Source organism: Mesorhizobium sp. J8 (genome assembly GCF_016591715.1).
Taxonomy (GTDB): domain Bacteria; phylum Pseudomonadota; class Alphaproteobacteria; order Rhizobiales; family Rhizobiaceae; genus Mesorhizobium.
On the sequence record NZ_AP024109.1, the window covers coordinates 4,853,547 to 4,872,734 of the forward strand.

Annotated in this window: 20 protein-coding genes and 1 pseudogene; 15 read left to right on the plus strand and 6 right to left on the minus strand. The window is 62.0% G+C overall.

The genetic code is table 11. The features are described from left to right. The first annotated feature begins 34 nt into the window (after positions 1-34). Positions 35-421 carry a hypothetical protein gene (locus MJ8_RS23185; RefSeq protein WP_201411032.1) on the plus strand — a complete coding sequence of 129 codons (387 nt, stop codon included), beginning with the start codon at positions 35-37 and terminating at the stop codon, positions 419-421. A 30-nt stretch (positions 422-451) separates the two neighbouring features. After that, the gene (locus tag MJ8_RS23190; protein WP_201411033.1) at positions 452-1,042 is read left to right on the plus strand and encodes an NAD(P)H-dependent oxidoreductase; all 591 of its coding nucleotides are present in this window, start codon (positions 452-454) and stop codon (positions 1,040-1,042) included. 21 nt (positions 1,043-1,063) lie between these two features. Here MJ8_RS23190 and MJ8_RS23195 read toward each other — a convergent pair whose 3' ends face one another. After that, complete coding sequence (locus MJ8_RS23195; RefSeq protein ID WP_201411034.1) at positions 1,064-2,047, minus strand: zinc-dependent alcohol dehydrogenase family protein; 984 nt, start codon at positions 2,045-2,047, stop codon at positions 1,064-1,066. Positions 2,048-2,597: 550 nt separating this feature from the next. On the opposite strand from MJ8_RS23195, the gene MJ8_RS23200 reads away from it, so the two are divergent. Together MJ8_RS23200 and MJ8_RS23205 are read left to right on the plus strand one after the other, a co-directional pair. Then, positions 2,598-3,236 carry a helix-turn-helix domain-containing protein gene (locus MJ8_RS23200; protein WP_201411035.1) on the plus strand — a complete coding sequence of 213 codons (639 nt, stop codon included), beginning with the start codon at positions 2,598-2,600 and terminating at the stop codon, positions 3,234-3,236. Between the two features lie 44 nt (positions 3,237-3,280). Beyond that, a complete protein-coding gene (locus tag MJ8_RS23205; protein WP_201411036.1) occupies positions 3,281-3,796 on the plus strand; it encodes a GNAT family N-acetyltransferase in 516 nt (171 codons plus the stop codon). Positions 3,797-3,891: 95 nt separating this feature from the next. On the opposite strand, the gene MJ8_RS23210 is transcribed toward MJ8_RS23205, so the two are convergent. The 3 genes from MJ8_RS23210 to MJ8_RS23220 form a co-directional block, all read right to left on the minus strand. After that, positions 3,892-4,287 carry a response regulator gene (locus MJ8_RS23210; RefSeq protein ID WP_201411037.1) on the minus strand — a complete coding sequence of 132 codons (396 nt, stop codon included), beginning with the start codon at positions 4,285-4,287 and terminating at the stop codon, positions 3,892-3,894. Between the two features lie 140 nt (positions 4,288-4,427). Then, on the minus strand, positions 4,428-5,603 hold the full coding sequence (locus tag MJ8_RS23215; protein WP_201411038.1) for an acetate/propionate family kinase: 1,176 nt from the start codon (positions 5,601-5,603) through the stop codon (positions 4,428-4,430). Between the two features lie 62 nt (positions 5,604-5,665). Then, positions 5,666-8,047 (minus strand): phosphoketolase, encoded by a 2,382-nt coding sequence (locus MJ8_RS23220; RefSeq protein WP_201411039.1) that lies wholly within the window; start codon positions 8,045-8,047, stop codon positions 5,666-5,668. 212 nt (positions 8,048-8,259) lie between these two features. Between MJ8_RS23220 and MJ8_RS23225 the strand changes: the two genes are divergently transcribed. Beyond that, positions 8,260-8,544, plus strand: a complete 285-nt coding sequence (locus MJ8_RS23225) for a DUF1858 domain-containing protein (protein ID WP_318528190.1) — start codon at positions 8,260-8,262, stop codon at positions 8,542-8,544. On the opposite strand, the gene MJ8_RS23230 is transcribed toward MJ8_RS23225, so the two are convergent. Further along, positions 8,541-9,245, minus strand: a complete 705-nt coding sequence (locus MJ8_RS23230; RefSeq protein ID WP_201411040.1) for a Crp/Fnr family transcriptional regulator — start codon at positions 9,243-9,245, stop codon at positions 8,541-8,543. The two genes, MJ8_RS23225 and MJ8_RS23230, sit on opposite strands and share 4 nt — an antisense overlap. 222 nt (positions 9,246-9,467) lie before the next feature. On the opposite strand from MJ8_RS23230, the gene MJ8_RS23235 reads away from it, so the two are divergent. From MJ8_RS23235 to MJ8_RS23255, 5 genes are all read left to right on the plus strand, one after another. Continuing rightward, positions 9,468-9,914: a pseudoazurin gene (locus MJ8_RS23235; protein WP_201411041.1), complete on the plus strand. Its 447-nt coding sequence runs from the start codon at positions 9,468-9,470 to the stop codon at positions 9,912-9,914. Between the two features lie 260 nt (positions 9,915-10,174). Next, positions 10,175-11,278, plus strand: a complete 1,104-nt coding sequence (gene nirK / locus MJ8_RS23240) for a copper-containing nitrite reductase (protein ID WP_201411042.1) — start codon at positions 10,175-10,177, stop codon at positions 11,276-11,278. Between the two features lie 70 nt (positions 11,279-11,348). Then, positions 11,349-12,212, plus strand: coding sequence for an SUMF1/EgtB/PvdO family nonheme iron enzyme (locus tag MJ8_RS23245; protein ID WP_201411043.1), 864 nt, complete (start codon positions 11,349-11,351; stop codon positions 12,210-12,212). A gap of 22 nt (positions 12,213-12,234) precedes the next feature. Further along, positions 12,235-12,675: a group III truncated hemoglobin gene (locus MJ8_RS23250; protein WP_225248005.1), complete on the plus strand. Its 441-nt coding sequence runs from the start codon at positions 12,235-12,237 to the stop codon at positions 12,673-12,675. Between the two features lie 92 nt (positions 12,676-12,767). Further along, entirely contained in the window at positions 12,768-13,199 is a 432-nt protein-coding gene (locus tag MJ8_RS23255) for a potassium channel family protein (protein WP_201411044.1), read from the plus strand. Between the two features lie 15 nt (positions 13,200-13,214). On the opposite strand, the gene hemN is transcribed toward MJ8_RS23255, so the two are convergent. Further along, the gene (hemN, locus tag MJ8_RS23260; RefSeq protein ID WP_201411045.1) at positions 13,215-14,591 is read right to left on the minus strand and encodes an oxygen-independent coproporphyrinogen III oxidase; all 1,377 of its coding nucleotides are present in this window, start codon (positions 14,589-14,591) and stop codon (positions 13,215-13,217) included. Positions 14,592-14,697: 106 nt separating this feature from the next. On the opposite strand from hemN, the pseudogene MJ8_RS23265 reads away from it, so the two are divergent. The 5 genes and pseudogenes from MJ8_RS23265 (at position 14,698) to ccoP (ending at position 19,041) form a co-directional block, all read left to right on the plus strand. Further along, a pseudogene (locus MJ8_RS23265) lies at positions 14,698-15,411 on the plus strand (Crp/Fnr family transcriptional regulator). A gap of 248 nt (positions 15,412-15,659) precedes the next feature. Beyond that, positions 15,660-17,270 carry a cytochrome-c oxidase, cbb3-type subunit I gene (gene ccoN, locus MJ8_RS23270; protein WP_201411046.1) on the plus strand — a complete coding sequence of 537 codons (1,611 nt, stop codon included), beginning with the start codon at positions 15,660-15,662 and terminating at the stop codon, positions 17,268-17,270. A 10-nt stretch (positions 17,271-17,280) separates the two neighbouring features. After that, entirely contained in the window at positions 17,281-18,012 is a 732-nt protein-coding gene (gene ccoO, locus MJ8_RS23275; RefSeq protein ID WP_201411047.1) for a cytochrome-c oxidase, cbb3-type subunit II, read from the plus strand. A 13-nt stretch (positions 18,013-18,025) separates the two neighbouring features. Next, positions 18,026-18,175, plus strand: a complete 150-nt coding sequence (locus tag MJ8_RS23280; protein ID WP_041005791.1) for a CcoQ/FixQ family Cbb3-type cytochrome c oxidase assembly chaperone — start codon at positions 18,026-18,028, stop codon at positions 18,173-18,175. 2 nt (positions 18,176-18,177) lie between these two features. After that, positions 18,178-19,041 carry a cytochrome-c oxidase, cbb3-type subunit III gene (gene ccoP, locus MJ8_RS23285; RefSeq protein ID WP_201411048.1) on the plus strand — a complete coding sequence of 288 codons (864 nt, stop codon included), beginning with the start codon at positions 18,178-18,180 and terminating at the stop codon, positions 19,039-19,041. The last annotated feature ends 147 nt before the right edge of the window (positions 19,042-19,188 follow it).

The following is a 19,188-nucleotide window of genomic DNA, read 5'->3' on the forward strand; positions in this document are numbered from 1 at the left end:
CGCCGCGCTAGGAATGGCCTCGAAGGAGTTTGCCATGACCAGCTTGCATGACCTCACCCCGAAATTCAGGAATATCCGCCTGCTTCTGGCGCGCGAGAAAGGCCATCCGGAGGGAGACCGCGACGAGGGCTATGACGTGCTTGCGCCGCTCACGGGCGAAGGACGCCTGGATGCGCAGGAATGGAAATCGCACCAAGGGATCTGCCGTGTCCGCCGTTTCCGCCCAGGCGAAGACGATCTGGTCGGCCGCTTGCGCCGGAAGCCGGGCGGACAATGGTTTTTCGATTATGCCGAAGGCGACCGTGACGACGAGATCGGCTTTCACCTCGGCGAGGAACGCTTCGTCGCCGGCGAGTATGTCTCCATAAGGCGCAACGGAACGATGCACACTTATCAGGTGGCCCGCGTCGAGCAGCCATAGCACCTCCGTTGAGACCGGTAGAGGGGACCCATGTCGCGGCGCATACTTGTTCTCGTCGGCCACCCTGACCCATCCCCTGAACGGCTCTGCCGCGCCTTGGCTTCGGCATATGCCGAAGCCGCCGAAATGGCGGGCCATGAGGTGCGCAAGATCGATCTGGCCCTGCTGGAGTTTCCGCTGCTTCGGACGATGCAGGAGTTCGAGCACGGGTCGATACCCGACAGTCTCAGGGGAGCGGCCGAGGCGGTCCTCTGGGCGGAGCATTTCGTCTTTGTCTTCCCGCTTTGGCTGGGCACAGTACCGGCCATGCCGAAGGCTTTCCTCGAGCAAGTGATGCGGCCGGGCACGGCGTTCGCCTACCCGGCCAAGGGTGAAGCTTTCACCAAATCCTTGCTGCGCGGCCGCTCCGCCCGACTGGTGGTGACGATGGGAATGCCGGCGGCCGTCTACCGCATCTGGTTCCTTAGCCATGGGATTGCCGGCATGCGGCGCGGGATCCTCAATTTTGTCGGCATCAGGCCGGTGAGGGAGACACTGTTCGGCATGGTCGCAAGCGCCAGCGAGGCGAAACGGGTGAGCTGGCTCAAACAGATGCAACGGCTGGGCGAACGCGGGATCTAGCTCATCCGGTCTGCCGGGACGTCACGGCACCAGAACAGCGGCGCCGCTCAGCCTTCCCATCCGCAAATCGTCGAGCGCCTGGTTGGCCTGCTCGAGCGGATAGGCCTTTGAATGCGTCCGCACCTGCGCCTGTCTCGCTACCGGAAAGAATTCCTCCGCGTCGCGGCGAGTAAGATTGGCGACTGAAACCAATTCTCTTTCTTCCCAGAGAAGCCGGTAGGGCATCGATGGAATGTCGCTCATGTGGATACCGCCGCAGACCACCCGTCCGCCCTTGCGTATCGCCCGCAACGCCGCCGGCACCAGGTCGCCGACCGGGGCGAAGATGATCGCCGCGTCAAGCTCTGCGGCGGGCAGTTCTTCGGACGATCCTGCCCAGACGACGCCCAGCGAGCGCGCGAATTCCTGCGCCTGAACGTCGCCGGACCGCGTGATGGCGAAGATCTCACGTCCCTGCCAGATCGCGACCTGCGTGATGATATGCGCGGCGGCGCCGAAGCCGTAGATGCCCAGCCGCCCGCCGTCGCCGGCTTTCTTGAGGCACCGCCAGCCGATCAGTCCCGCGCACAGGAGCGGCGCCAGCGACACCGGATCCGCGGCAGCATCGAGCTCGAAAGCGAAACGCTCGTCGGCGACGACATGGCTCGCGAAGCCGCCGTCGCGCGTGTAGCCGGTGAAGAGCGGTTGGTCGCAGAGGTTTTCAGCGCCGGAGGTGCAATAGGGACAGTGGCCGCATGTGTGTCCGAGCCAAGGGACTCCCACCCTCTGACCAAGCCGGGACCGCGACACGCCCTCGCCAACCAGGTCGACGATGCCGACGATTTCATGGCCCGGCACGAGCGGCAGCTTTAGCTGCGGCAGGTCGCCGTCCACGACATGCAGATCGGTGCGGCAGACGGCGCACGCCTCCACTTTGAGCCTGATCTCGCCCGGCCCCGGCATTGGGTCGGGACGTTCGACGAGGTTCAAAGGCGCACCGGGCTTTTCCAGCACCATTGCCTTCATCACGCTTCCCCGGCTTCTCGAAAGCGACGGACCCGCTGCCGCTCGGCAATGCAAGATCGAGCAATTCCAGGAAAAGTGTGAAGCGGTTTTCCGTCCGGAATTGCGCCCAAACAAAACAACAAACGGCTGGTCCGGCGCCGGTTCCTATCGCGGCGAGTGCTTGACTCTCGCCGGGTGCGGCCGTGCACGACGGCCGAAACCGTGGCCCGCCGAAGCGTCGCTGCGCTTGCCGGCGGGACGCATGTCAAAATAAAGGCCTGCCGCGGCAAGATAGGCAAGGCCGAGCAGCCCGGCCCAGATCTCAATCATATCGGAAGTCATGTTCAGGCACCTCAGGTTGACTGATTGGCTCAACCGAATGATCACCCAGCCAATTCGTCCGGGCCTTGATCGTGGTCAATTGCATGAAATGAAACGCCTCGCCGCGAGGCCCGCCCGATCTGTTGGTTTCGGGACAGCTCTACGTAGTTTCCCGTAGGGACATAACCGAATTTCGGCATCGAGGGATTTGGGCGACTGCTGTTGTCACAAATTCACCAGGACCACAGCCATGTACGCTCAAGCCTCCGCCAAGATCGAACTGCCGTCCTACCTCCAGAGCGATGCACCCGTCTTCGAAGGGCCGAGAACGCCGGTCACCTTCTTCCCGGCAGGGGCCGAAATCTACGCCCAGGGCGAAAAGGCGGGCGCTCTCTACCAGGTCGAGTTCGGCGCGGTCCGCATCTACCGCCTGCTCGCCGACGGCCGCAGGCAGATAAGCGCGTTCCACCTGGCGGGAGAAACCTTCGGTTTCGAGGCCGACGCCACACACCACTTCTTCGCTGAAGCCATCAACGCGACCGGCATCCGGGTCTATCGCACGCCCTCGGGCATGGACATGTCCCGCCAGCTCCTGCCTCTCGCCCTCAAAGGCCTGACCCGGGCGCAGGAACATCTCCTGGTGCTCGGCCGCCAGAACGCCATCGAGCGCGTCGCGGCATTCCTCGTCGAAATGTCGGAGCGCCAAGGCGGGTTGAGGCAGGTGGAGTTGCCTATGTCGCGCAACGACATCGGCGACTATCTCGGCCTCACGATCGAAACCGTCTCGCGAGTCTTCACCCGCCTGAAGGAGAAGGGCGTGATCCGTCTGCTCAGCCTTCGCAGCATCGAGATCCTCAAGCGGGACACGCTGCTGGCGATGGGGGAATGAGCCATTCTAGCCAGTTCCACGCATCCATCCTGGAAGGGACGACAATGAAAAGCACGCTCATCACGCACACCGGATTTCGGTTCGAGGTGCGGCGCGCCCGGTCTGATGACGAGCCACTCGTCGCCGAGTTCTTCAAACATGTGACGCCGGAGGATTTGCGCTTCCGTTTCCTCGGGGCCGTGCGGGAAGTATCGCATGAGCGCCTGTTGGCGATGACCCGTTCCGATGATCCCCACATCCATAACTTTCTCGCCTTTTCGACCGACGGAATGCTGATCGCGGTGGCGACGCTCGCAGCCGATCCGGCCGACCGTCGCGGCGAAGTCGCCATTTGCATCCGCGAGGATCGCAAGCATCTCGGCGTCGGCTGGGAGTTTCTCGGCTATATAGCGCGTTACGCCGACGACCATGACATCGAGACCATCGAGTCGATCGAGAGCCGCGAAAACCGCGCGGCGATCGAACTCGAGCGCGAAATGGGCTTCACCGTCACGACGGATCCTGACGATCCGACGCTTGTCCTGGTTCAACGGAAGCTAGGCGCCAAGTTGGCGAGGTAAGGGCACCTGGGAAGCCCGCTACCAAGGCCGTGGAGACCGGTAGCGGGCAAGCAAATGGCTGCACTCCTTGACGATCGACCATTCGGCGTCGGCTTCTAGCCGGTCGGAGGCTCGAGCAGCGTCTGCTGGTTGAGCAGCGTCGATATTGCAGTGATGACCTGTGGGAGGAAGAACGGCTTTGTTATCATGATGCTATTTGGTACGCCTTCCACACCCCACTGTCCGGCGCTGTCGCCGCTTATGTAGACGATGGGAATAGTAATGTTGGCCTGTCTGACGTGGCGAGCTATCTCCCATCCTGATGGGCCCGGACCTAGGCGTATGTCGGAAAGCAAAGCCTTGAACTTGGCCGGATCGGCGTCGAATAGGGCCATAGCGTCTGCCGCATTGCCGGCCGACACGACTTCGAATCCAGCTTCTTCCAATGCCGACTCCAAATCCAGCAAGATCATGGTCTCGTCTTCAACGACCAGAACCGCACCATTGCTCATTGCTGGAGACCCCGAGGGTACTCACAACGTGCAACCGAAACTTTAGTTCCCGCCAATATTGGTCAGACGTGATAGCACGCTTCTTGCAAGGGGCCGTGAACCGGTGGGCTATTCGGCTTCCTTGACTCGATCAGCGCGGTTCAAGTCGGTTCGAGGCTGAGCAATTCCGCAGCAACCGCGCGTTCTTCGTCGGCCTGCATGACAAGCACATTGACGCAAGAATCCGGGGCGCTCACAAGGCCCTCCCCTCTGTGATTCAAGCCGTCATCCATGGCCACACCCAGCCATGCGGCAGCCTCGCATATCCGTCGCCGGATCGCCGGCGCATGCTCGCCGATGCCCGCTGTGAACACCAGCGTGTCGAGCCCGCCCAGCGCCGCAGCCAGCGATCCGATTTCGCGCCCGACCCGATAAACGAACAGATCAACAGCGCGCACTGCCGCCGGGTCTTTCGAGGCCAGCAGCGTCTGCATGTTCCCGGAGATGCCGGATACGCCGAGCAGACCGGATTTCTCGTAAAGCAAGTCGGTCAGCTCATCGGACGACAGCTTCCGCTCTTGCAGGAGGTGCAGGAGGACGCCGGGATCGATCGCCCCGCAGCGCGTGCTCATGACGAGGCCGTCAAGCGTCGAGAAACCCATGGTGGTGGCTTGGCTTGCGCCCGCCTTCATCGCGCAAAGGCTCGCGCCGCTGCCAAGGTGGGCAACGATCGTTTTGCCGCCGGCGGCGGCGCCATAACGGTTGCGGAGCTCGCTGGCGACGTGGCTGTAGGAGAGCCCGTGGAAACCGTAGGACACGATGCCTTGCTCAGATATCTCGTGCGGCAGGCCGTAGCGCCTTGCGAGTTCGGGCTGCGTGGCGTGAAAGGCCGTATCGAAACAGCCGACCTGGACGGCACCGAGCAGAAGGCGGCTGGCAAGGTCGACCAGTTCCAGATTGATCGCCTGATGAATCGGAGCGAGCGGCTCGAGCTTGCGCAGGGCATCGAGCGTGCCTCCATCGAGCAGCGTCGCGCGGGCAAACTCCCGGCCGCCATGCACGATCCGGTGCCCGACGCTGCGCACCCGGCGCAACAGGCCACGCTCCGCCAGGTAGGAAGCAACGGCTTCGAACGCCTTGTCGATGGTGATCGGCTGTTCGCCGAGGCTCCTGTCGAACGGCGGCGTCGTTGCCGTGGGCGCGACGTGGAGCCGAGGCCGCTCGCCGATCGACGAGACGCTGCCACGCACCAAAAGATGAAGCTCGTCGCGCCCTTGAAAGGCGGCGAACTTCAGGCTCGATGAGCCGCCATTGAGGACAAGAATGACATCCGTCATGGCCGACTGACTCCGGCCGCCTTTGCAGGTCGGGAGCTCTCAGCCTTGCGCTTCGTCATCGGTTACCGTTCCCATTTCCAGCCGAGTATCTCGGGCATGTCCTGCCCGTGATCGCGGATATAGGTCCCGTGCTCGATCAGCTTGCCTTCCATGGCCTGCTTCAGCTGGATATGCGCGCCGGCCGGCTCGGGAATACGGTCGAGCACGCCGAGCACCAGATGATAGCGGTCGAGCCCATTCAGCACGGTCATGTCGAAGGGCGTGGTCGTCGTCCCTTCCTCGTTGTAACCGCGCACGTGAATGTCGTCGTGGTTGGTCCGCCGATAGGTCAGGCGATGGATGGTCCAAGGATAGCCATGATAGGCGAAGATGATGGGCTTGTCCCTGGTGAACAACGCGTCGAACTCGCGATCCGACAGGCCGTGGGGATGGTGTTCCTTTGGCTGCAGGGTCATCAGATCGACGATGTTGACCACCCGGACCTTGAGGTCGGGAATGTGGCGTCTCAGGATTTGAACCGCAGCCAGCGTCTCGAGCGTCGGCACATCGCCGGCGCAGGCCATCACCACATCCGGCTCGGCTCCGCCGTCGGTCGACGCCCACTCCCATATGCCGATGCCGGCGTTGCAGTGGACTTTCGCCTCGTCGATGGAGAGCCACTGCCAGGAATTGGCTTTGCCGGCGACGATCACGTTGATGCGGTTCCATGTCCGCAGCACATGGTCGGTCACGCAAAGCAGGCTGTTGGCGTCCGCCGGCAGGTAGACGCGCACGACATCCGCCTTTTTGTTCAGCGCCACGTCGATGAAACCTGGATCCTGATGGCTGAAGCCATTGTGCTCCTGCTGCCACACATGGCTGGACAACAGATAGTTCAGGGAGGCGATCGGTCGCCGCCAAGCAAGCTTGCGGCAGGCATCCAGCCATTTTGCATGCTGGTTGAACATGGAATCGACGATGTGCGTGAAGGCCTCGTAGCAGGAGAAGAAGCCGTGGCGCCCCGTGAGCAAATATCCTTCCAGCCAACCCTGACAGGTATGCTCGGACAGAATCTCGAGCACCCTGCCCTCTCGGCCAAGATGGACATCCTCGGGCAATATCTTCTCCATCCAGGCGCGCTCCGTAACCTCGAAGACGTCCTGCAGCCGGTTCGACGCGGTCTCGTCCGGACCGACGATGCGGAAGTTCCGGCTGCCTCGGTTCAACGTCAAAACGTCGCGCAGGAAACTGCCCATTACGCGGGTCGACTCCGCCTTGACGCTGCCCGGCCGCTCGACCGGAACGGCGTGCTCATGAAGGGCGGGTAGGTCGAGAGACCGGCGCAGCAGGCCGCCATTGGCATGCGGATTGGCGCTCATGCGCCTATCACCTTGCGGCGCGGTGGCGCGGATCAGGGCCACAGGCGAGCCAGCGGCATCGAAGAGCTCTTCGGGCCGGTAGCTTCTCATCCATTCCTCGAGCATCTTCAGATGCGCCGGGTTCTCGGTGAGGCCGGAGAGCGGAACCTGGTGGGCCCGCCAGAACCCCTCGGTCTTCAGTCCGTCGACCTCCTTGGGGCCGGTCCAGCCCTTCGGGGTGCGCAGTACGATCATCGGCCATCTCGGCCGAGACCGCACAGTCTTTGCGCCGCTGCGAGCCGCCTCCTGAATCGCCCGGATGCGGTCGAACGCGTCGTCGAGCACGACCGCCATTCGCTCATGCATCGAGGCCGGATCGTCGCCCTCGACGAACAGCGGCTCGTAGCCGTAACCGACGAACAGCGCGCGAAGCTCATCTTCGGGGATGCGGGCGAGAATTGTGGGATTGGCGATCTTGTAGCCGTTGAGATGCAGGATCGGCAGCACCGCGCCGTCAAGCGCGGGGTTGAGGAACTTGTTGGAATGCCAGGAGGTTGCAAGCGGCCCGGTTTCCGCCTCGCCGTCGCCAACGACGCAGGCGACGATAAGATCCGGGTTGTCGAAGGCCGCGCCATAGGCATGCGAGAGCGCATAGCCAAGTTCGCCGCCTTCATGGATCGAGCCGGGCACGTCGGGAGCGGCATGGCTTGGGATGCCGCCTGGAAACGAGAACTGCCGAAACAGCTTCTTCATTCCAGCTTCATCCAACGAGATATCCGGATTGATCTCGCTGTAGGTGCCTTCGAGATAGGTGTTGGCCACTATCGCAGGTCCGCCGTGGCCCGGGCCGCAAACATAAATGGCGTTGGCGTCACGTTGCCGAATGACGCGGTTGAGATGCGCGTAGATGAAACTGAGCCCAGGCGACGTTCCCCAATGGCCGAGTAGCCGCGGCTTGACATGCTCCAGCCGAAGCGGCTCGCGAAGCAGCGGATTGTCGAGCAGATAGATCTGCCCGATGGTCAGGTAGTTGGCGGCGCGCCAGTAGGCATCGATGTCGTGCAGTTCCTGGGCGGACAAGCGATTGACGCTGGGACGCTCGGTCATTTTCCGACTCCTTCGCTGGTTTGGCCGATCCGGCTGAGGCACAACGCATCGACGCTGCCACCGGTTCATGACCGGTCCGTGTCAAGACCGACATCACCGATCTATCCGGCGAAGAACGGTCGAGCTTTGATCCATCGCAAATGCCGGTCTAGGGCAGCTCTAAATCGCAGGGTCGGGCTGCGGCTTCTGCGAGGAGCAGGAGAGCAAAGTCTTTGCTTCAGAACAACGAACGTCCTGGCTGGCTCGGGCAGGATGCCGGCTTGCAAATGCGGGCCAATGCGATGAAACACAAATTGAACGACGATACGACGATGGACGGGATCATGCGCCAGACGCCGGCGGCGATCCGAGTCGTTCTCCAGTATGGGATGCTCTGCGTCGGCTGCCCGATCGCCACCTTTCACACCGTTTCAGAAGCGGCGCACGAGCATGAGCTGGACGAGGACAGGCTTCGTCGTGACCTGCAGGCGGCGATCGACGCCGGCAACGTGGACTAGCTTTTTGCAGCGCGGCCTTCGGCAATGACAAGCAGCCGATGCGGCTCGACCACGACGACCCTCTGGCGTCCGCTCTTGACCAGCCCTTGGTCCTCCCATGCGGAAAGCAGCCGGCTTACCGTGTGGAGCGTGGTGCCCGTCATTTCCGCGACGTCCTGGCGCGAAATCGGGAAGTCGATCAGAATCCCTTGTTCGGTCTTTTTCCCCGACTGCTTGATCAGCTTGAGCAACGCGTGCGCGACGCGCTGCTCCACCTGCTCGGTGGACATCTCGATAACGCGCGTGTGGGCGTCCTGGAGTCTGGATCCGACAACCTTGTAGGTATTGGCGCTAAAGCTGGGGTAGCTCGTGGCGAAGGTGGACCACAGTTGGCTTGGCCAAGCAAGCACCACGCAATCGGCGGCCGCCACGGCATTTGCCGGATAGGTCGTCCGGCCCAGCGCGCTGGCGATCCCCATCAACTCGCCTGGGCTTATATATCGCACGGTCACCTCGTGTCCGTCCGGAGTCGACTTCACCACGCGCACATGGCCGTCGAGCAAGAGGAAGAATGAATGTGCCTCCTGTTCCTGCTCGAATACCGGCTGATCCTTGGCAATGCGAACGGATCTCGCCTGGCTGATGATACGATCGAGGTCCGCTGCGGCGATCCCCTCTAAGACGGACAGACCGGCAATCAACGACCGATCAAGGCTTGCCAACTGCCTTCCCTCCCCAACTCAACTGCGCACCGCGCTCGGGCCTCGGCCGAACTTTGTCACGGACGACCCGTTGCCGACAAGTGAAGCCTCCCTCGTCTCCTCCACTGTTCGTCCGTCATTTTTCCTCTTGCAATTTGCGCCAGCGCAAATCGGCAGGCCGTCCGGCGATCTACAAGGGCGCAACGGTTGATGCCGTGGTGAACCCAAAGAAAGGAACTTGGAATGAAACTGCCCCTGATTGCCGCGGCGATAGCCCTGCTCTCACTTGCCGGCACTGCAAATGCCGAAGAACATGTCGTGCAGATGCTGAACAAGGGTGAGAAGGGCTCGATGGTCTTCCAGCCCGACTTCGTCCGCGCCGCTCCCGGCGACACCATCAAGTTCGTGCCGACCGACAAGACTCATAACGCCGAGATCATCAAGGGCATGATCCCGGACGGTGCCGAAGCGTTCAAGGGCAAGCCGAGCGAGGAGGTCACGGTCACCCTCACCAAGGAAGGCGTCTATGGCGTGAAGTGCGCGCCACACTACGGCATGGGTATGGTGGCGCTGATCGTCGTCGGCAAGCCCGTCAACCTGGACGCGGCCGAGACCGTCAAGCAGATCGGCAAGGCAAAACCGGTCTTCGCCGAACTGTTCGCCGAGGCGACCAAGGCCGCTTCGAACTGATCCGACAGCATGTGAGATTGCCTCCGGCGGTGGCGAGCCGGAAGCACTGGCCGGGCAGACCTGGGGAGAGGTCTGACCCGGCCATTTTCATTTTTGCGATTTGGTATCCTACCGCAGCCACAGTTGTCATGACGCGAGTTGCTTTCGCCAATCATCCCAAAACCAAAATCCATTTGGCTCAGATTTGCGCAAACGCAAAGAAGCGCCGCGCAAAGATATTATCCTCGCTTCATCGAAATGGTGAAGTTGAGGAGATGAAAATGCTTACGAGACGCGAAGCTTTGTTGGGTTCTGTTCTGACCGCCGCCGCCGTCGCTGCCATCGGCTCTGGGCCGGTAATGGCCGCCGCCAAGGATGTGGCTGGGCTGCCCCGCGAAAAGGTGACCCTCGTCGCGCCGCCTTTCGTGCACGCCCACGACCAGGTGGCCAAGGGTGGCCCCAAGGTCGTCGAGTTCACCGTGACGATCGAGGAGAAGCCGCTGGTCATCGACGCCGACGGCACGCAGCTCAACGCCATGACCTACAACGGTTCGATCCCGGGCCCCCTCATGGTCGTGCATGAAGGTGACTATCTCGAGCTCACGCTGATCAATCCCGACACCAACACGCTCGCCCACAATATCGATTTCCATGCGGCGACCGGCGGGCTCGGCGGCGGCGCGCTGACGCTGATCAACCCGGGCGAGCAGGTGACGTTGCGCTTCAAGGCGACCAGGTCGGGCACATTCGTCTACCATTGCGCCCCTGGCGGCGCGATGATCCCGTGGCATGTCGTGTCGGGGATGAGCGGCGCGGTGATGGTCCTGCCGCGCGACGGACTGAAGGACGACAAGGGCAAGCCTGTCCGCTATGACCGCATCTACTATGTCGGCGAAAACGACTTCTATATCCCGCGCGATGAGCAGGGGAAATTCAAGAAGTACGACTCGGCCGGCGACAACTACGACGACACCGTGAAGGTGATGCGCGGCCTGATCCCGACGCATGTCGTATTCAACGGCAAGGCTGGATCGCTGACCGGCGAAAACGCGATGAAGGCCAAGGTTGGGGAAACGGTGCTGATCGTCCACTCGCAGGCCAATCGCGACACCCGTCCGCATCTGATCGGCGGCCACGGCGACTTCGTCTGGGAAGGCGGCAAGTTCGCGAACCCGCCCGCCAAGGATATGGAAACCTGGTTCGTTCGCGGCGGTTCGGCGGGCGCGGCGCTCTATACTTTCCGGCAGCCTGGCGTCTACGCCTATGTCAATCACAACCTGATCGAGGCCGTCGAGCTCGGCGCCACCGCGCACTTCACCGTCGATGGAACCTGGGACGACGATCTGATGATGCAGGTCGAGGCTCCCAAGGCGATTGCCTCGTAAACCGGAAAGACGGTCTACCACGACCTGCCGGCGCGGCCGGCGGGTCGAACCTGCAGGCGGATTTTCCAACATGTCCTTCGATCCTGTCTTCACATTTGGAACGATTGCGGCCGCCGCCCTCATCGGACTGGGCGTCAGCAATGCGATCGACGGGACATCCGCTCGGTCCCGGGTTCCAGCTGCGGCTGCAGAGCTGGTAGCCCTGAAGCCCGGGTCATTCGAACACCCACAGCCTGGCGAGTTCCTCAGGGACAACCATCCCGCACCCGCACCCGTGGCGAAGGAAACCATCGACGCGCCTCTGGAAATCATGAAATTCCAGGTGACCGCATCCGACTATGACCGCTGCGTTTCGGACGGCGCCTGCAAGCCTGCTGATTCAAGCATTGTCGGCAACGTTCCGGTGACGGGCGTCAGCTTCCTCGATGCGCAGGCTTACGCGAATTGGCTGTCGGCGAAAACGGACGAGACCTGGCGGCTCCCGACCGATGTGGAGTGGGCCTATGCCGCCGGCGAGCGGTTTCGGGCCGACATCGAGGGCGACGGCGACTCTGCCAATCCCGCGAGGCGATGGCTCGCCCAATATCGCAACGAGGCGGCGCTCGGCCGTCAAGCCGATCCCGAGCCTCGCCCTCTCGGGGCATTTGGGACCAATTCGAAGGGCGTTGCGGATATCGCCGGCAATGTCTGGGAATGGACATCGACCTGCTACGCTCATGTGACGATGTCCAGCGATGGCGTTGCCAGGTCGCTCGGCAATTGCGGCGTCCACGTTGTGGAAGGTTTCCACCGGACCTACATGTCGAACTTCATCCGTGACGGCAAAAGCGGCGGCTGCGCGGTCGGCACTCCGCCGGACAATCTCGGATTTCGCCTGGTCCATGGTCGCGCCGGCCTCCTGCAGGCGGCGCTTCGCCGCCTTGGCTTGACCTGACTGCTCTCAAAAGGAACACCGAATGACTTCAAAGCCGGTCTTTCCCGACAGGGTTCGCCCTGTCGCCGAACAGCCCCTGGCCCGCCCTGGCGTCGACCGGGCTTCAATTGGATTGCTGGTTCGCGAATTCTATTCCGGCGTACGAAAGGATGAGCGACTTGGACCCATCTTCGCCCGGGAAATCACTGGCGATTGGGAGCCTCATCTGGAGAAGATGACCGACTTCTGGTGCTCGGTGATATTGAAGAGCGGCGACTATCATGGACGGCCGGTGCCAGCTCACCTGAAGCTCAAGGACGTCACCGAGGCCGACTTCAGTATCTGGTTGGCCCTCTTCAGCAAGACGGCGTCCGAGCTCTTCACCCCTGAGATCGCGGCTGTCTTCGTTGAGCGGGCCGAACGGATAGCGGCAAGTCTGAAGCTTGCCATGTTCTTCCGTCTCGGCTCCTCAGCCAGTGATTAGGTGCAATCCCGCCGGCGTGGGAATTCGTCGGGCTGATAACAGGCTTGATTTTGCGCAAGGACCGCGGCTGTCAGGGTTCGTAGTCTCCGCCGATGATCCTTAATCTTTGCGTCGGTACGATCGTCATCAGTCTGACGGTCCTGATCCATACTTTCGGCCTCATCGCGATCACTCACGCGATGGCACGGCTCGTCGCGCTCTTTCGCATGCACGGGCGGCGCAGCCGGGTCATCGCCATGATCACTGTGGTTATGGGATTTTTCGCGGTCATGACGACGGAGGTCTGGCTGTGGGCCGGAATCTACAGGCTGCTTGGAATCCTGGGTGACTTCGAGACGGCGCTTTACTTCTCGACCATAACCTTCTCGACAGTCGGCTATGGAGACGTCGTTCCCGCCCAGGGCTGGCGCGTGCTGGCCGCGCTGGAGGGCATCAACGGGTTTCTGCTGATCGGCTGGTCGACCGCCTACCTTATCGCGGCCGGCACCCGTGTCGGCCCCTTCAGGATCGGCGAGCACTTCTGAACCGTGGTTTCGGCCTCAGACCGCCGGCGAGTGCCTGCCGGTTCCATTGTTGAGATATTTGTCGAACCTGGCCGCCACAGTCCTGACGAGCGGACGGCTTTCCTCCGGCACGATGAAGTTTTCGCGGTCGAGCCGAAGGAGATGGCCGGCGCCGCCGATGGCCAACCGGCTCGCTTCGCAGAGCACCGTTTGTCCCACCGCTCCAAAGCGTTCGACAAGTTCTATCGCCGAGAAGGCGAAGCTGCACATCAGGCGTTCGATGAGCCAGGCCCTCGCCTGATCATCGACGCTGAGCTCAATGCCGCGCGCTGTCGCCAGCCCACCGGCATCGACGGCTTTTTCGTACTCGCCGGTCGCGACAATGTTTTGTGCATAGCCCTGGCGGAACCGACTGATCGAGGACGGACCAAGACCGATCAGGGTGTCGCACTGATCCTCGGTATAACCCTGGAAGTTGCGACGGATCTTGCCGGCACGGGCCGCAACCGCCAGCGCATCCTGCGGTTTTGCAAAATGATCCAGCCCCAAGGCCTCGTAGCCGGCATCGACGATCAGTTGCGCGGCAAGCCGTGACTGCGCCAGGCGTGCGGCGGAGTCGGGCAGCCAGGCTTCATCGATCATCGTCTGGTGCTTCTTGAACCATGGCACATGCGCGTAGCCGAATAGGGCAAGCCGGTCCGGCTCCAGCGTCAGCGCCTGGACGACCGTCGCCGCGACACTTTCGCGGGTCTGATGCGGCAGGCCGTAGAGAAGGTCCAGGTTGACGGATTGAACGCCTCGCGCGCGGACCGCATCGACAATGCTTTTGGTGAGCGCAAAGCTCTGCTCGCGGTTGATCGCCTTCTGCACCTTGGGATCGAAGTCCTGAACGCCGAGGCTCGCCCTGGCCATGCCGATTGCCGCAAAGGCATCGATCCGGCCGTCATCCATGTCGTTGGGATCGATCTCGACGCTGAGGCTGGCATCGTCGAGAAAGTCGAACCGATCCCGCAATGCTTCTCCCAGCATGAGTATGTCATCGGGCTTGAGCATCGTCGGAGAGCCGCCGCCGAAATGGACGGCGCGGATCCTGCCCCGGCCGTGCACAAGGCCGCCGACCGTTTCGATCTCCTTGTGGAGCGAGCGCAGGAAGGCGGCCACGGGCGTATAGTGACGTGTCTGCTTGGTGTGGCAGGCGCAGAACCAGCACAACCGGTCGCAATAGGGGATGTGCAGATAGAGCGATATCTCGTCGTCGCCTTCGAGCGCATCCATCCACCCGCGAACCGTCACCGCATCGACGCCCGGATGAAAGTGCGGCGCCGTCGGATAGCTCGTGTAACGCGGTACGTTGTCGGCAACGTTCGCAACAGCGCTTGGGTGCGTGGCATGGACGGCGGCGTGAGGGCTCATACCGGGCAAACTGCCCGAACGATGCCGGCAAAACCTTGATCTGGATCAAGGCGATCGAGGGCGCGACCGGCGCAAGCTGCCGGCGCTATTGATCACGGGCGTCGCGATGACCGCCACACAGGATGCTCAGCAGGCCGACATTCCCGCGATTTGCAGATCCTGCGAAGCGCGGCGGGACGGATTATGCGGCGTGCTCAAGCCCCGCCAGCTCGCCGAGCTGGCTGCAGCTTCGTCGAGGCATGAGATTCCGGCAGGGATGGAGCTGTCCGACGATGGAACCTACTCGAACCTGTTGTCCGGTGTAATCAAGCTCACCAGGAACCTGTCTGACGGTCGCCAGCAGATCGTCGGATTTCATTTCGCGCCTGATTTCCTGGGCGGCCTTTCGAGGCGAAAAGGCCGATCAAGGCCGAAGCCCTGACGACTGTGGAGCTCTGCTCGTTTCCAGGGACAACGATCGATCGAATGATCGACGAGGCGCCTGAGCTCGCGCGCCAGCTGCTGAGGCATGCGCTGAACGAACTTGACGACGCACGCGACTGGTTGGCTGCGCTGGGACGCAAAACCGCCTCCGAAAAGGTCGCAAGCTTCCTTCTCATGGTCGCCGGAAACATCGATCGCGCACGCCATCCGGCAAGCTCGATAAGCTTCGACCTGCCGCTGACACCGTGCGGATATCGCCGATTTTCTTGGGTTGACCATCGAGACGGTAAGCCGGGAATTCTCCCGGCTGCGAGTGGACGGCGTGATCCGGATCGTAAACAAGCGACACATTACCCTCGAGAGCATAGCTCAGCTCGAGGAGCGCTGCGGAGACTAGTCGCCGTCCAACCGTCATTCGGCTTCGGCCTTCCGGAGCTGCTGACTTCGGCCCTCCAGATTATTTCATGGCGCTTTTTGCCTGTTCACCTCATTGCCGAAGCTGTGCTCCGGCGGTCGCTGCAACCCTCGCCAAAACAAAAGCTCGTCACGTTTGACTTGAATCAAGGCCGGCGGACGGAGAATCCCGAAATGGTGCCCCGAGCGGGCATTCCGCCGGAACTTTCGAGACGAGATCGGGGACTTGCGATGAAATTTGGCACGGAGATCGTCCTTTTAAGCCTGTTTGCTTTTGGTGCCCTTGTGGCCGCCGGCTTTGGCGTGGATGAACCCTTCCGCCAGCACATGTGGGTTCTTTTCGTCGCGGTAGTTGGCTTCACCGCGATCCTGCTGCGCAATTCGGATTTCAAGCCCGCGGCGCCGATCGACCCCTCCACCTACATGGACGGTCCGATCCGCTACGGTGCCATCGCAACCGTGTTCTGGGGCGTCGTCGGCATGCTGGTCGGCGTCGTTATCGCGCTTCAGCTCGCCTTCCCCGATCTTAACATCCCACCCTGGTTCAACTTCGGCCGTCTGCGTCCGCTGCACACATCCGGCGTCGTCTTCGCCTTCGGCGGCAACGCCCTGCTTTGCACGTCGCTCTACGTCGTCCAGCGCACCTGCCGCGCACGGCTGTTCGGCGGCAACCTGGCCTGGTTCGTCTTCTGGGGTTACCAGCTCTTCATCGTCATGGCCGCGACCGGCTATCTCCTCGGCATCACCGAAAGCCGCGAATATGCAGAGCCGGAATGGTATGTCGACATCTGGCTGACGATCGTCTGGGTCGCCTACCTGATCCTTTTCCTTGGCACCATTCTGAAGCGCAAGGAACCGCATATCTACGTCGCCAACTGGTTCTACCTCTCCTTCATCGTGACCATCGCGATGCTGCATGTCGTCAACAACCTGTCGATGCCCGCCTCCTTCCTTGGCTCCAAAAGCTATTCCGCCTTCTCGGGCGTCCAGGACGCGCTGACGCAGTGGTGGTACGGGCATAATGCGGTAGGCTTCTTCCTGACGGCCGGCTTCCTGGGCATGATGTATTATTTCGTGCCCAAGCAGGTTAACCGGCCGGTCTATTCCTACCGCCTGTCGATCATCCACTTCTGGGCTTTGATCTTTCTCTACATCTGGGCGGGGCCGCATCACCTTCACTACACCGCGCTGCCCGACTGGGCGCAGACGCTCGGCATGGTGTTCTCGGTGATGCTGTGGATGCCGTCCTGGGGCGGCATGATCAACGGCCTCATGACCCTTTCCGGCGCCTGGGACAAGATCCGGACGGACCCGATCGTGCGCATGATGGTCGCGGCCATCGCCTTCTACGGCATGTCGACCTTCGAAGGTCCGATGATGTCGATCAAGACCGTCAATTCGCTCTCGCACTATACGGATTGGACAATCGGCCACGTCCATTCGGGCGCGCTCGGCTGGGTCGGCCTCATCACCTTCGGCGCAATCTACTACATGGTGCCCAAGCTCTGGAATCGCGAACGGCTTTATTCGCTACGGCTCGTCACCTGGCACTTCTGGCTGGCGACGCTCGGCATCGTCGTCTACGCGGCTGTGATGTGGGTCTCGGGCATCATGCAGGGGCTCATGTGGCGCGAGTACGACGAGCAGGGATTCCTCGTCTACTCCTTCGCCGAGACCGTCGCTGCCATGCATCCTTACTATCTCATGCGCGCCGCGGGCGGCGCCATGTATCTCGCCGGCATGCTGATCATGGCCTGGAACGTCACCATGACCATTCGTGGCTACCAGCGCAGCGAGCAGCCTTTGCCGGGTTCCGCCCCCGCACTCCAGCCTGCCGAATAAGGAGCCAGACATGGGCCTGATGGATAGACACGCACTGATCGAGAAGAACGCCACGCTGCTTCTTGTCGGATCCCTGCTGGTGGTGACTGTCGGCGGCATCGTCGAGATCGCGCCGCTCTTCTATCTCGACAATACGATCGAGAAGGTCGAGGGCATGCGGCCTTACTCGCCGCTCGAGCTCGCCGGCCGCAATATCTATGTGCGCGAGGGATGCTACCTCTGCCACAGCCAGATGATCAGGCCGTTCCGGGACGAGGTGGAACGCTACGGCCACTACAGCCTGGCGGCCGAGTCGATGTACGATCACCCGTTCCAGTGGGGATCCAAGCGAACGGGACCCGATCTCGCCCGCGTCGGCGACCGCTACTCCAACAGCTGGCACGTCCAGCATCTCAGCGATCCACGCTCCGTCGTGCCGGAGTCGATCATGCCGAGCTACGCGTTCCTGAAGGAGAAGCAGATCGAGGTGAAGGACTTCTCGACGCATCTCGTCGCCAACCGGCGTATCGGTGTCCCCTACTCCGACGACATGATCGCCAATGCCAATGCGGATCTGATGGCGCAGGCGAATCCCAATGCCGACACGTCAGGCCTGGAAAAAAGATACCCGAAGGCCAAGGTCGGCGACTTCGACGGCAACCCGCAACAGGTCACCGAGATGGACGCCCTGGTGGCTTACCTCCAGATGCTCGGCACGCTCGTCGATTTCAAGAACTACGACGAAGCCGCCGGCTACCGCTGAGGAGCGCAGACCGATGGAATACAATTTGATGCGGGAATTCGCCGACAGTTGGGGCCTGCTTGCCATGGCCCTGTTCTTCGTAGGCTGCATCGCATTCGCGCTTCGCCCCGGTGGCAAGGCGCATGCGGACCACGCCGCACAGATACCTCTCAAGGACGATTGATCATGAGCAGCGAGCATGTCGACGAAATCTCCGGCGTGACGACGACCGGTCATGAGTGGGACGGTATCAAGGAACTCAACAATCCCCTGCCGCGCTGGTGGGTAATAACCTTCTACGTCACCATTGCCTGGGCACTCGCCTACACGATTGCCTACCCCGCCTGGCCGATGTTGAGTTCCGCGACCAAGGGCGTCCTGGGCTTTTCCAGCCGCAACGACGTCAAGAACGAAATGGCGGCGGCCGAGGCCGCCAAGGCCAAATACGTCGCGGCGATACAGACCAAAACCGTTTCGGAAATTGCTGCCGACGACGCCTTGCGCGAGTTCGCCGTCGCTGCCGGCGGCGCCGCATTCAGGGTCAACTGCGTGCAGTGCCACGGTGCCGGCGCGCAAGGATCGATAGACTTTCCGAACCTCAACGATGACGATTGGCTCTGGGGCGGCAAGGCGGAGCAGATCCAGCAGACGATCACGCACGGCATTCGCTTCGCCGCGGACGCCGATACCCGCCAGTCGGAAATGCCTGCCTTTGCCGACGTGCTCAAGCCGGAGCAGATCGCTGAGGTCAGCGCTTTTGTGGCCAGCCTTTCGGGGCCGGTGCGGGACAAGAGTCTGATCGAGCCCGGCGCCAAAATTTTCGCGGACAATTGCGTTGCCTGCCATGGCGAGAACGCGAAGGGCAACAGGGATCTCGGAGCACCCGATCTGACGGATGCGATCTGGCTCCATGGTTCCGGCGAAGCCGCGATTGCTTCTCAGGTGCGGGCCCCGAAGAACGGAGTGATGCCTGCCTGGGTCGGTCGTCTCGGCGAGACGACGGTCAAGGAACTGGCTGTCTATGTCCATTCGCTTGGCGGCGGAGAATAGGAGCGGGGCCTATTCTCGGCCCTCGGCCGTTCAAGCGACGAGGCCCGGCCATGCCGGGCCTCGACTTGTTTTGATCCCTCAATTTGACCTGCATCAACGCGACGCGGCTTGAGCGATTGCAAGACTGCCCGGCAGAGGCGGCGCCGC